This is a genomic window from Bradyrhizobium sp. AZCC 1721 (assembly GCF_036924715.1).
GTDB lineage: Bacteria > Pseudomonadota > Alphaproteobacteria > Rhizobiales > Xanthobacteraceae > Bradyrhizobium.
On sequence record NZ_JAZHSB010000001.1, the window covers coordinates 2672438 to 2685399 of the forward strand.

The following is a 12962-nucleotide window of genomic DNA, read 5'->3' on the forward strand; positions in this document are numbered from 1 at the left end:
CGCGGGAAATAAAATCACCCGCGTTGAGATTGCGTCTCACGGCCACGAAGATCGCCGCCAGAGCCAACACTGGTGAGCGAGGCGCGACATGGCGAAGATGCGGGCGATCGATGCGGCTGTGCGGATCCTGGAGAAGGAAGGCGTGACCATCGCCTTCGGTGTTCCCGGTGCGGCGATCAACCCGCTTTACTCCGCGCTGAAGAAGCGCGGCTCGATCGGGCATATCCTGGCGCGCCATGTCGAGGGCGCTTCGCACATGGCCGAGGGCTATACCCGCGCCAAATCAGGCAATATTGGTGTCTGCATCGGTACCTCGGGTCCGGCCGGCACCGACATGATCACCGGGCTTTATTCGGCGATCGCGGATTCGATCCCGATTTTGTGCATCACCGGGCAGGCGCCGCGGGCGCGGCTCTACAAGGAAGACTTTCAGGCGATCGATATCGAAGCAATTGCCAAGCCGGTGACGAAATGGGCGGTCACCGTGCGCGAGCCGGCGCTGGTGCCGCGGGTGTTCAGCCAGGCGTTTCACATCATGCGTTCCGGGCGTCCGGGGCCGGTGCTGATCGACCTGCCGCTCGATGTGCAGCTTGCGGAAATCGAATTCGACGACGAGACCTATGAGCCGCTGCCGGTCTACAAGCCCGCGGCGACCCGCAAGCAGATCGAGAAAGCGCTCGACATGCTCAATGCGGCGGAGCGGCCGCTGATCGTGGCGGGCGGCGGCGTCATCAATGCCGACGCGTCCGAGCTGCTGGTGCAGTTCGCCGAGATGGTCAACGTTCCCGTGGTTCCGACCTTGATGGGGTGGGGCGCTATTCCCGACGATCACGTGCTGATGGCGGGCATGGTCGGCTTGCAGACCAGCCACCGCTACGGCAACGCGACCATGCTGCAATCCGACTTCGTGCTCGGCATCGGCAACCGCTGGGCCAACCGGCACACCGGCTCGATCGAGACCTACACCAAGGGTCGCAAATTTGTGCATGTCGATATCGAGCCGACGCAGATCGGACGCGTGTTCAATCCCGATTTCGGCATCGTCTCCGACGCCAAGGCGGCGCTGGAATTGTTCGTCACGGTCGCCAGGGAGTGGCGCAAGGCCGGCAAGCTGAGGGAGCGGCAGGCATGGCCGGCGGCGTGCCAGGACCGCAAGCGCACGATGCTGCGCAAGAGCCATTTCGACGACATGCCGATCAAGCCGCAGCGCGTCTATGAGGAGATGAGCAGGGCGTTCGGGCGCGACACCTGCTACGTCAGCGTGATCGGATTGTCGCAGATCGCCGGCGCGCAATTCCTCGGCGTCTACGGTCCGCGCAACTGGATCAATGCGGGGCAGGCCGGCCCGCTCGGCTGGACATTGCCGGCGGCACTTGGCGTGCGCGCGGCCGATCCGTCGCGCCAGATCGTTGCGCTGTCAGGCGATTACGATTTCCAGTTCCTGATCGAGGAGCTCGCGGTCGGAGCGCAGTTCAAGCTGCCCTACATCCACGTCGTCGTGAACAACTCCTATCTCGGACTGATCCGCCAGGCGCAGCGCGGTTTTGACATGGACTACCACGTCCAGCTTTCCTTCGAGAACATCAACGCACCCGAGATCGGGGTCTATGGCGTGGACCATGTCGCGGTCGCGGAGGGGCTCGGCTGCAAGGCGATCCGCGTCACCGATCCGAACCATGCGCAGGCGGCGTTCGCGACCGCGCGCGAATGGATGGCAGAATTCAAGGTGCCTGTCGTGGTCGAATTCATTCTCGAGCGCGTCACCAACATCTCGATGGGCACCGAGATCGACAACATCATTGAGTTCGAGGAGGTGCTCGATCTGCCGCTGGACGACACCCCGGCCAAAGCGAGCGCGCCGCAATCCGGCAAGCTGCTGCCGGCATAAGGGGAGAATCTGATCGTGCCGAAATTTGCCGCCAATCTCACGATGCTGTTCGGCGAGCAGCCGTTCCTCGATCGCTTTGCGGCCGCCAAGGCGGCAGGATTTAACGGGGTCGAATATCTATTCCCGTATGATTTCGACAAGGCCGAGCTGCGCGAGCAATTGCACCAGCACGGCCTGACCCAGGTGCTGCACAATCTCCCCGCTGGCAACTGGGCGGCCGGCGAGCGCGGCATCGCCATCCTGCCCGATCGCGTCGACGAATTTCGTGACGGCGTCGGACGCGCCATCGATTACGCCAAGGCGCTCGATTGCCGCCAGCTCAATTGCCTCGTCGGCATCGCGCCTGACGGCGCTGATGCGGTCGATCTCAACGAGACATTGATCGGCAATCTGCGCTTTGCGGCAGACGCGCTCGCCAAGCAGCAGATCAAGCTCCTGATCGAGCCGATCAACACGATCGACATACCCGGCTTTTTCCTGAACAAGACCGCACAGGCGCTTCAGCTCATTGCCGATGTGCGCTCGAGCAATCTGTTCGTGCAGTACGACATCTACCACATGCAGGTGATGGAAGGCGACATCGCGCGAAGTTTGCAAAAGCATCTGCAGTGCATCGCCCATGTGCAGCTCGCCGACAATCCCGGCCGCAATGAACCGGGCACCGGCGAGATCAACTATCCCTTCCTGTTCCGCCATCTCGACGCTATTGGTTATCGCGGCTGGATCGGTTGCGAGTACAAGCCGAGGACGACGACGGTCGAGGGCCTTGGTTGGCACGCGGCGCTGACGGCCGATACCTGAACAAGAAACGAAATAAGGGGAGTTGAAATGATCGATATCGGCTTTATCGGCCTCGGCACCATGGGGCGCCCGATGGCGGGCCATCTGCAGGCCGCCGGCCATCACCTGTTCCTGCACGATGTCGGACCCATCGCACCAGAGCTGGTTGCGGCCGGCGGCGAGGTCTGCAAATCGGGCAAGGAAGTCGCCGAGAAGGCCGACGTCGTCATCATCATGGTGCCTGACACGCCGCATGTGGAGGCAGTCTTGTTCGGGCCCGGCGGCGTCGCCGAGGGCCTCTCCAAGGGGCAGATCGTTGTTGACATGAGTTCGATCTCGCCGCTCGCCACCAAGGAATTTGCCAAGAAGGTGGAGGCGCTCGGCGCCGATTATCTCGACGCACCGGTCTCCGGTGGCGAGGTCGGCGCCAAGGCGGCGAGCCTCACCATCATGGTCGGTGGACCGGAGCGAGCGTTCAACGCGATGAAGCTCGTGTTTGACAAGATGGGCAAGAACGTCACCCTGGTCGGCGCCAATGGCGACGGGCAGACCACCAAGGTCGCCAACCAGATCATCGTGGCGCTGACGATCGAGGCGGTCGGCGAGGCGCTGTTGTTTGCATCGAAGGCCGGCGCGGATCCGGCGCTGGTGCGCAAGGCGCTGATGGGCGGCTTCGCATCGTCGCGCATTCTCGAAGTGCACGGCGAGCGCATGGTGAAGCGCAATTTCGAGCCGGGCTTTCGGATCGAGCTGCACCAGAAGGATCTCAACCTGGCGCTGGAAGGCGCGCGTGCGCTCGGCCTTTCCTTGCCGAGCACGGCGCTGGCCCAGCAATTGTTCAGCTCCTGTACCGCTCAAGGCGGCAAGGCATGGGACCATTCGGGAATGGTGCGCGCGCTCGAAATGATGGCGAGCCACGAAATCACCAAAGCCTGATCGATCTCTGTACTCCTCCCTGTGACTGGAACCGCGCCGAAATTTCGGCGCGGCCCTTTTTGCTGCCGCATTGGAACCGGAACCTTCTCACGCCTCCGGCGGTTGAGACACGTCATCATCAATTTACTGGAGAATGTGATGAATAATCGTTTGGCCGTTTCACTGATTGCCGCTTCGTTGCTGACCTCTGGTGCGGCATTCGCTCAATCGACAACCGCGCAAGGCGCCGCGGACGGCGCCGCCGCAGGCGCTGAAGTCGGTGGCCCGGTCGGCGCGATCGTCGGCGGCACCGTGGGTGCTGCGCTCGGCGCGGCCGTGGAAATTCCGAACGCCGTGATCAATTCGGTCCCGCGAGACCGCTCTGTCGTGGTTCGTGAGCATGTCGTAGTGGGCGAGCCATTGCCGCCGACCGTCCAACTGCGCACGGTGCCGCGATACACCGAATACCGCTATGCGGTGGTCAACGATCGTCGCGTGATCGTGGAGCCGCGCACGCGCAGGGTTGTCAGGATCCTCGACTAGAGCCTTTTCGGTTCTGATTGAATCAGAACCGGGCTCTAGATTTTTGTTTTAACGCGTTTTCTTGACGCGAACCGGTGTCCACTTCGCTGGAAAACGCTCTAACGAACGCAGCTCTTACTGAGCCATCCTCGCGGGCGATCGTCCCGCGAGGGTTTTTCTTGTCACGATGCGCTATGGCGCGATCGCCTGATCTTCCTGTCGAGCACCATAGCAGCCGCAAGCCCGATGGATGCTGCCAGCGCGTCGACCACAAAGTCCTCCATACGGGCATGCCGGCCCGGCGCCCAGAACTGCAGGATTTCGATCAGGCCGGTGTAAGCGATGACGAAGGCCGCCGTGTGCAACCGGTTGCGCGTGTGGGCCAATCCGAAGGCGAGCCCCAGCAGCACAAAGGCAAGCGCATGCTCCCCGTTCTGCCCGAGGTTTGAATGCGGCCGTTGTTCCGCCGGACCGAGCGTCGCGAAGGCGATTGCCGCGGCAAGGCCCCAGGCGAATAGTCGAAGGATGATCGTCATCGGAATGGCATAGCACGATTTCTGTGCGGGCCATCCCATGCAGGCAAACTGGCAAGGCCTGTGGTTAATTGCCTTTCAGAGCGGCTCCCGTACGCCCATACCGTGCATGAAGCGCTCCCGGATCTGCACGGGATCGCGGCGGGTGGTGCCGACGCCTGGCTTGTCGTCGATGCGCACGCCGATCAGCGCCGGGCCTGCGGCCGACATGGACTGCTCGATCAGGCGCTCGAAGTCCTCCTCGTCCGCCGCCCAGGCGCTGTTGGCGAGGCCGCTCGCGACCGCGATGGCGACGATGTCGGCCACGGCTGCAGCCGGCGTCGGTTGCGCGCCGGTGATCTGGTAGATGCCGTTGTCCATCACGATCATGGTGAGATTTCTGGGCGCCAATGTCGCGATCGTCGAGAGCGATCCCAGTTGCATCAACAGCGAGCCGTCGCCTTCGAGCGCGAATACGCGGCGTTCCGGTTGCGCGAGCGCGACGCCGAGCGCGATCGGGAAGGCGAGACCCATGCTGCCGAGCATGTAGAAATTCTGCGGCCGGTGGCCGGCGGCCCACAGGTCGAAATTGGTGTTGCCGATGCCGCCGATCACGGCTTCCTCGTTCTTCAACTTCGCAATCAGCCGCGAGGTGAGATCGAAGCGGTTCATGACCTTGGTGTTGCGGGCAGGGGTATCGCTGTTCATGAGATCGCTCACTTGTCGAAGACTTTGCCGCCGGTCAGAAGCGGGGAGAGGATCAACGCCACCGGCGCCTGCGTGCTGATGGCCTGCTTGATCGAGCGGTCGACGATGAATTCCAGTTCGTCCAGTCGGGTAATGGTGTGATGCTCCATCGCGAGCGAGTCCAGCACTGGCCGCATGGTGCGGCACACCAGCGACTGGCCGTAGTTGAATTCGCCGAGCGTGCCGCGTTCGGACACGAACATGATCAGCGGGATCTGATAGGGCACGGCCAGCGACGCCAGCACGTTCGCGAGCGTTGCAAATCCCGAAGTCTGCATCAGCACTGCGCCACGCATGCCGGCCATCCAGGCGCCGGAGACGATGCCGACCGCTTCCTCTTCGCGTGCCGCGGGGAAGGTGGTGAAGAAGGGATCGGCGTGCAGGTTCCTGATCAGCGTCGTGAGGACGCGGTCGGGCACGTAGGGGATTAGGCGGATGTCGTTGCGCTTGAGACTTTGCAGCACGATACCGTGCCAGCTCTTCTCAGAGGTTTCGGGCGAGGTTTTTTCCTCCGCAACCGGCATGTTGGTCTCCTTTGCCCGCGACGTCTTTCGTTCGCGCTCATCCCTGGAGCGGCGAAACTTGACGCCATCGGCGGGATTGTCAACATGTCCCGATCGTATCCGGCTCTGCGCCGCGCGGCGCTACACTCGGCATGCGACGATGTGAGATAAATAGGAAAAGATTTCGGGGAGGGGGCCATGGCTGGATATGTCCGGACTGCTGCAGACGCTGCGGCGCCGGTTGCATCGACGCCGGCCATCCTTCCGCCGAAACCTGTTTCCTGATCGGCTCCCGCCAAACCAGCTTACGCCCCGCCCGAACCGAAAGTTGCCAAGGAAAATGACCGTCAACAACAAGCGCGTGTTCTATGTCAAATACCTCGCCCACGAGATCTACGTCGATATCATGAAAGCGCGTGCTGACGTGCGGCTCGACCGGCTGGAGAATGACAGCCCGGATACGATCGCAGCGCCGATCTTGTCGGCGGCGCATGCCTATCAGGTCGGCGCGGCGCGCGACGAGATCGCCAGGCATTTCCATGTCGATCAGGATCTGTTGCGGCGGGCGCCGAACCTCCTGATCGTCTCCTCGAACGGCGCGGGCTTCGATCCCGTCGACGTCGACGCCTGCACGGCGGCCGGCGTGCTCGTCGTCAACCAGTCCGGCGGCAACGCGAATTCGGTCGCCGAACATGCGCTGGGGATGATGCTGACGCTGTCCAAGCGCATCCTCGAATCCGACCGCGCGCTGCGCCGCCAGGCCAACGTCAACCGCAACGCGCTGATTGGCAACGAGGTGCAAGGCAAGACGGTCGGCATCGTCGGGATCGGCAATGTCGGCCGCCGTATCGCCGAGCTCTGCAACGGCCTGCTGCATATGAAGGTGATTGCTTACGATCCCTATCTGACCGCGGAAGAAATCGCCGCCCGCGGCGGCGAAAAGGTCGAGCTTCACGATCTGATGCGCCGTTCGGATTTCGTGTCGATCTCCTGCCCCCTGACCAAGGAGAATCGCCGCATGATCGGCGCCCGCGAGTTCGCGCTGATGCAACCGCACGCCTTCTTCATCACCACGGCGCGCGGCTTCATTCACGATGAGGAGGCGCTATACGAGGCGTTGCGCGACAAACGCATTGCGGGAGCCGGCCTCGATGTATGGGACAAGGAGCCGCCGCCGCCGGAGCACCCGCTGCTGCAGTTCGACAATGTGCTGGCGAGCCCGCACACGGCCGGAGTGACCAAGGAAGCGCGCATCAATATGGGCCGGATCGCCGCCGAACAGATTCTCGATGCGCTCGACGGCAGGCGGGCGCCGCGCATCGTCAATCCCGAGGTGTGGCCCGACTACGCCAAGCGCTTCGAACGGACGTTCGGGTTCGCGCCGAAATAGGCCATCACCTCCGCGAGGGAAGATCCACGATGGCCGAGCCGGCAGATCGCTTTTACGAGTCGCAGGGGCTGCGGCTGCATTATGTCGACTGGGGCAACGAAGCCGCGCCGCCCTTGATCCTGGTCCATGGCGGGCTCGATCATTGCCGCAACTGGGATGCGATCGCGCGGGACCTGCAGCCGCATTTCCATATCATGGCGCCGGACCTGCGCGGGCACGGCGATTCCGAATGGGCGAAGGGAAGCAGCTACAGCCTGACTGACAACGTCTATGACATGACCCGGCTGATGCGCTTTGCGGGGCTGCAGGACGCGGCGTTTGTCGGCCACTCGATGGGCGGCATGGTCGCATCGGCCTATGCCGGTACCTACCCAGAGAGGGTCTCGCGGCTGGTGGTGCTGGACGGTGCTTTCCTGTCGGGCTCGCAGGCTGCGCCGATCCACGAGCAGATGTCGCGATGGATCGACCAGCTCGACCGTATCGCGGAGTATCAACCGAGCGCGTTCCGGACGGTCGAGGAGGCGGCGCAGCGGTTGTCCGCGCGCAACAAGCGGCTGACGCCGACACTGGCGCTGCATCTTGCCCGCCACGGTGTTCGCCAGGGCTCCGACGGCTTCTATCGCTGGAAGTTCGATCATTATCAGCGGGCGAGGGCACCATACCGGCTTTCGCCAGACAACTATGCCGCCCTGTGGTCACGCATCACCTGTCCGACCCTGTTGATGTGGGGCGATGAAAGTTTTCTCCCCGATCCCGCCGGCCTGCTCGCGCATTTCAATAGCGCCGAACTGCAGAAGATCGCGGGCGCTGGGCACTGGCTTCATCATGATCGGCTCGATGTGGTTCTGGCGTCGCTGCGACGGTTTCTTGATGCGCCGCAGCCGGCTCAAGCACGGTGAGATAGCGGAATCACCGGGCTCTGAGGTCAGAATCCGCGGAGAAAATTTCATCCGCCGGCGGGTCGATCGCGGCAATGATTCCACTGCCGGGCGGCCTCTCGACGAAGCGGGCGTTGCTATTTTCCCCGACATCTCGACTAGTTCGCGGCTTGAGACCATTTTCCCCGTGCGCCTTGCCCCCGGCGCACATGGAAGATGAAGAGATGCGACAGGTTCGTTCATTGCTGAGCAGCGCCTCCTCCCGGATCGGGCGCCGGCTTTCCCAGATCGTGGCCATTGCCGCCGCCAGCCTGCCGTCCGCCGGCGCGTGAGGCGCGGGCGTCCTTCACTGCTCCGAAATCACGTCTAACGCTGTCAGCGCCTGATCGAGGCGCTGGACGAGCAGGTCCTCAATAGCCCCGTTCACGGTCGATCGAGTGCGGCGGCCGGCGGCCGGCCCGTATCGCTTCCGCCGTCGCGCGAAACGTTGCGCCGATCGCTTCCACGCTCACCTCGCAGGCATCGTGTGGCGTGACGACGATGCGAGGATGCCGCCAGAACGGATGCCGCGGCGCCAGTGGCTCGGTTGCGAAGACGTCGAGCGCAGCGCCGGCCAATTGCCCTTCCTCCAGCGCGGCAAGCAGATCGGCCTCGACCAGATGTTCGCCGCGGCCGACCTGGATCAGGTAGCCGCCGCGATACATTCGGGCGAATGTCGTGCGGTTGAGAATGCCTTTTGTCTCCGGCGTCAGTGGCAGCAGGTTCACGAGGACCTCGGTCTGGCCGAGCATGGCTTCGAGGCCCGCGGCGCCGTCGAAGCCGCGGATGCCCTGCGGCGTCGGCTTCGCGGTCCGGCTCCACGCCATGACAGGGAAGCCAAGCAAGACAAGATCGGCAGCGACACGGCGGCCGATTTCGCCAAAGCCCAAAATGCCGACCGGCACGTCCTGCGCCCGGCGCTGGCCGAGGCGCTGCCAGCATTCCTCGCGCTGCTGCGCCTGATAGGTCGCAAAGCGCCGCTGATGGCCGATCACGTGCCAGGCAACGAAGCCCGACATCATCTGCGCCTGCGCCGGATCGACGACACGGATAACGTCGACATCGGGGCGCAGGCTGGGACACGCCAAAATGTTGTCGACGCCGGCGCCGATCGAGCAGACGGCCTGCAGATTGGGATAGCGTTCGAATGCGTCATCCGGAGGATGCCAGGCCACCGCCAGCCGGATGTCAGTTGCCGGTCCCTCGTGCGGATGGCTGATGATTTCGATACGGTCGGCGGCGCGCATGAATTGCGGGCCGAGATAGCCGCGAAGATCGAGGCTCTTGCTAACCAGGACGCAGCGCATCGTTCGTGGCCCCGTTCATGCCGCCTTGGACGATGACGTCTGGCCAGGCACCGCCGAGAGCAGTTCGCGCGTGTAGGTGTGCTCGGGGGCCGCGAACAGCAGCGACGCGGATTTGAGTTCGACGATCGCGCCATGCTGCATTACGGCGATGCGGTCACAAATCTGCGCGGCCACGCGCAAATCGTGGGTGATGAACAGCATCGACAGACCGAGCCGGGCCTTCAAATCCTCCAGCAGGTCCAGCACCTGGGCCTGCACCGATACGTCGAGCGCGGAGACCGCTTCGTCGGCGACAAGGATTTCCGGGTCGAGCGCCAGCGCTCGCGCGATTCCAATGCGCTGGCGTTGCCCGCCGGAGAACTCATGCGGAAATCGTTCCATCGCGCCGGCGTTGAGGCCGACGAGGCCAAGCAGTTCACCGGCACGTTTTCGCGCGGCCGCCGGATCGACGCCATGCGCAATCGGCCCATCCGTGATGATGTTGCCGACTTTCCGGCGCGGATTGAGCGAGGCGAACGGATCCTGAAACACCATCTGGATGCGGCGGCGCTGCTCGCGCAGCGCCTTGCCGCTGATGCGGGTGAGATCGACATCGCCGATGCGGACGGTGCCGGCGTCGGGCTCGATCAGGCGCATCACGAGCCGCGCCACCGAGGATTTTCCAGAACCGGATTCGCCGACTAGGCCGAGTGTCTCGCCGCGGACGATGTCGAAGCTGACTTCTTTTGCCGCCTCTACGCGCCGTTCGGCGCGGAACCATCCGCCGCCGCTGACATAGGTCTTGCCGAGCCCGATCACTTCCACCGCCTTATTGCGATCGGGCAGGGGCGTCCGCTGCGGCGGCTGCAGGGTTGGAACGGCGGCGAGCAATGCGCGGGTATAGGGATGTTGCGCGCGGAGCAGCACGTCGTCGGCAGCGCCCTGTTCGACGACCTTGCCGTGCTGAAGCACGACCACGCGATCGGCAATCTCGGCGACGACGCCAAAATCATGGGTGATGAACATGACGGCCATGTTGCGGCGGCGCTGCAGGTCGCGGATCAGCTTGAGGATCTGCGCCTGCGTCGTGACGTCGAGCGCCGTCGTCGGTTCGTCGGCCACCAGCACGGCCGGCTCTAGTGCCAATGCCATGGCAATCATGGCCCGCTGGCGCTGGCCGCCGGACAGTTGATGGGGATAGGCGCGCACCGCGCGCTCGGGATCGGGAAGGCCGACTTCGCGGATCAAGGCGAGGGCTTTCTGCTGCCGCTCCTTCGGCGTCAGTAGGCCATGCGCCTCGAACATCTCGGCGATCTGCTCGCCGATGCGCATCAATGGATTGAGCGCCGTCATCGGCTCCTGGAACACCATCGCGATGCCGCGGCCGCGGAACGCCAGCCATTCCGCCCGGCTGAGCGACAAGAGGTTCCTTCCCTCGAACAGAATCTCTCCGGATTCTGCCGTCAACGTATCCGGCAGCAGCCCCATCAGCGCGTGGGCGCACATCGATTTGCCGGAGCCGGATTCACCGACCACGCAGAGGATTTTTCCGGCGGTGAGATCGAACGAAACGTCGTCCACGGCGTGGGCACGGTCACCGCCCGGCGGCAGCGCCAGCTTCAAGTTCTTGACGACGAGGGTCATGCTCAGCGTCCTCCCTTGGCGAGGCGAGGGTTGAGCGCGTCGTTGAGGCCTTCGCCGATCAGGTTCAGCGCCAGCACCGAAACCAGAATGGCGATGCCGGGGAATACCGTGATCCACCAGGCCTGACGGATCACGGTGCGGCCGGCGCCGACCATGTAGCCCCACGACATCAGGTTGGGGTCGCCGAGACCGAGAAAGGAGAGCGAGGACTCGAGCAGGATCGCGGTCGCGACCATCAGCGAAGCCAGCACGATGACGGGCGACAGCGCGTTGGGCAGGATCTCGCGCCAGATGATCCACCAGTTGGTCTGGCCGGTCACGACCGCCGCCTGGACGTATTCGCGCGTGCGCAACGACAGCACCTCGCCGCGCACCAGCCGTGCCACCGGCGGCCAGCTCACGATGGCAATGGCGGCCACGATCGAGACGATGGACGGTTGCATGATCGCGACGAGCACGATCGCCAGCGCAAAGCTCGGAACGGTCTGGAAGAACTCGGTGAACCGCATCAGGGCATCGTCGATCTTGCCGCCGAAATATCCGGCCATCGCGCCGAGCGGAATGCCGACCGCGAGCGAGGCCAGCGTCGAGATCAGTCCGACCAGCAGCGAGACGCGCGCACCGTAGATGATGCCGGCCATCACGTCGCGGCCGAGCGCATCGGTGCCGAGCGGAAAGTTGGCCAGCGTGAACGGCGGCAGGAACGGCCGCTGCACCATGCGCCACGGCGAGGTCGGAAACAGCAGCGGGCCAATCAGGGCGACAGTCACCGCAACGATGAGGATCGTGATGCCGATCATGCCGCCGGGATTGCGCAACAGCATTCGCGAAACCTGTTTCATGCGGCGAACTCGATGCGGGGATCGACGGAGCGATAGACGAGGTCCGTGATCAGGTTGAAGGCCAGCACCATGGCCGAGCAGACGACGAAGACGCCGAGCAACAGATTATAGTCGCGCTGCAGCAGCGCCTCGTACATCAGGCGGCCGATGCCGGGCCAGGCGAACACGGTTTCAGTCAGTACGGCGCCGCCGACCAGAGTGCCAGCCTGCAGGCCGGCCAGGGTGACGACCGGCAACAGCGCGTTGCGCAGCACGTGACGGCGCTGGATCACGGCATCCGACAGTCCCTTGGCGCGCGCGGTCTTGACGAAGTCGAGCCGGCTAACCTCCAGCATCGAGGCGCGCGTCATGCGGACGTAGGTCGCCATGAAGAACAGCCCGATCGTCGTCGCCGGCAGGATCAGATGGGCGGCGACGTCGAGGACATGGGCAAGGCCGGTGTAGCCTGCGCCGACCGTCTCATAACCAAAACTCGGCAGCCAATCCATCGTGACCGAAAACAACAGAATCGCCATCAACGCGACCCAGAACAGCGGCGTGGCGTAGAAGATCAGCGCCGCGATCGTAATCGCGGTGTCGGCCCAGGTGCCGGCAAAGCGCGCCGCCAATGCGCCGAACAGGATGCCGAACGCGAGCGAGATCGCGAACGCGGTGCCCGTCAGCAACAGCGTCGCCGGCAGGCGATCGAGGATCAGCTTCGAGACCGGCATCTGCTGGCGGAACGAAAATCCGAGATCGAGGCTGACGATGCCCTTGACATAGAGAAACAGTTGCACCGGTAGCGGCTGATCGAGGCCGAACTTCTCGCGGAGCTGGGCGATGAAGAGCTGGTCGCCCGCGCCGGCTTCGCCCGCCATCACCACCGCCGGATCGCCCGGCGCCATCCGGATCAGGAAGAAGTTCATGACGACAAGCGCGAGAAGAACGACGATAGCTTTCGCGATCCGCTGGGCGATGAAGGAGATCATGGGCTGTCGCTGGCGTTGGAGACGCGGTGTTCGGGCGTCAGGATTGAA

The 12962-nt window shown here is 63.9% G+C and carries 14 protein-coding genes; 6 read left to right on the forward strand and 8 right to left on the reverse strand.

Features of this window, described 5'->3' with window-relative positions; translation table 11 throughout:
- The first annotated feature begins 88 nt into the window (after positions 1–88).
- The 4 genes from gcl (at position 89) to V1273_RS12620 (ending at position 4126) form a co-directional block, all read left to right on the forward strand.
- The gene (gcl, locus tag V1273_RS12605) at positions 89–1888 is read left to right on the forward strand and encodes a glyoxylate carboligase (RefSeq protein WP_334409791.1); all 1800 of its coding nucleotides are present in this window, start codon (positions 89–91) and stop codon (positions 1886–1888) included.
- Positions 1889–1903: 15 nt separating this feature from the next.
- Positions 1904–2689, forward strand: a complete 786-nt coding sequence (gene hyi, locus V1273_RS12610) for a hydroxypyruvate isomerase (RefSeq protein WP_334367984.1) — start codon at positions 1904–1906, stop codon at positions 2687–2689.
- 27 nt (positions 2690–2716) lie between these two features.
- Entirely contained in the window at positions 2717–3604 is an 888-nt protein-coding gene (locus tag V1273_RS12615) for a 2-hydroxy-3-oxopropionate reductase (protein WP_334409792.1), read from the forward strand.
- A 138-nt stretch (positions 3605–3742) separates the two neighbouring features.
- A complete protein-coding gene (locus V1273_RS12620) occupies positions 3743–4126 on the forward strand; it encodes a DUF1236 domain-containing protein (RefSeq protein ID WP_334367986.1) in 384 nt (127 codons plus the stop codon).
- Between the two features lie 161 nt (positions 4127–4287).
- Here the strand turns inward: V1273_RS12620 and V1273_RS12625 are convergent, their stop codons facing one another.
- From V1273_RS12625 to V1273_RS12635, 3 genes are all read right to left on the reverse strand, one after another.
- Entirely contained in the window at positions 4288–4641 is a 354-nt protein-coding gene (locus V1273_RS12625; RefSeq protein ID WP_334382888.1) for a VanZ family protein, read from the reverse strand.
- A 75-nt stretch (positions 4642–4716) separates the two neighbouring features.
- Positions 4717–5325 carry a thiamine pyrophosphate-dependent enzyme gene (locus V1273_RS12630; protein ID WP_334409793.1) on the reverse strand — a complete coding sequence of 203 codons (609 nt, stop codon included), beginning with the start codon at positions 5323–5325 and terminating at the stop codon, positions 4717–4719.
- An 8-nt stretch (positions 5326–5333) separates the two neighbouring features.
- Positions 5334–5888, reverse strand: a complete 555-nt coding sequence (locus V1273_RS12635) for a decarboxylase (RefSeq protein WP_334367989.1) — start codon at positions 5886–5888, stop codon at positions 5334–5336.
- Between the two features lie 319 nt (positions 5889–6207).
- Here V1273_RS12635 and V1273_RS12640 point away from each other — a divergent pair, with 319 nt between their 5' ends.
- On the forward strand, positions 6208–7257 hold the full coding sequence (locus V1273_RS12640) for a hydroxyacid dehydrogenase (RefSeq protein ID WP_334409794.1): 1050 nt from the start codon (positions 6208–6210) through the stop codon (positions 7255–7257).
- 29 nt (positions 7258–7286) lie between these two features.
- Entirely contained in the window at positions 7287–8156 is an 870-nt protein-coding gene (locus tag V1273_RS12645) for an alpha/beta fold hydrolase (protein WP_334409795.1), read from the forward strand.
- A 10-nt stretch (positions 8157–8166) separates the two neighbouring features.
- Here V1273_RS12645 and V1273_RS12650 read toward each other — a convergent pair whose 3' ends face one another.
- The 5 genes from V1273_RS12650 to V1273_RS12670 form a co-directional block, all read right to left on the reverse strand.
- Entirely contained in the window at positions 8167–8433 is a 267-nt protein-coding gene (locus tag V1273_RS12650) for a hypothetical protein (protein WP_334382885.1), read from the reverse strand.
- Between the two features lie 112 nt (positions 8434–8545).
- Complete coding sequence (locus V1273_RS12655; protein WP_334409796.1) at positions 8546–9481, reverse strand: 2-hydroxyacid dehydrogenase; 936 nt, start codon at positions 9479–9481, stop codon at positions 8546–8548.
- Positions 9482–9496: 15 nt separating this feature from the next.
- Complete coding sequence (locus V1273_RS12660) at positions 9497–11104, reverse strand: ABC transporter ATP-binding protein (RefSeq protein ID WP_334367994.1); 1608 nt, start codon at positions 11102–11104, stop codon at positions 9497–9499.
- A gap of 2 nt (positions 11105–11106) precedes the next feature.
- Positions 11107–11946: an ABC transporter permease gene (locus V1273_RS12665; protein WP_334367995.1), complete on the reverse strand. Its 840-nt coding sequence runs from the start codon at positions 11944–11946 to the stop codon at positions 11107–11109.
- A complete protein-coding gene (locus V1273_RS12670; RefSeq protein ID WP_334367996.1) occupies positions 11943–12914 on the reverse strand; it encodes an ABC transporter permease in 972 nt (323 codons plus the stop codon). The genes V1273_RS12665 and V1273_RS12670 overlap by 4 nt, the downstream gene beginning before the upstream one ends.
- Positions 12915–12962 lie beyond the last annotated feature (48 nt).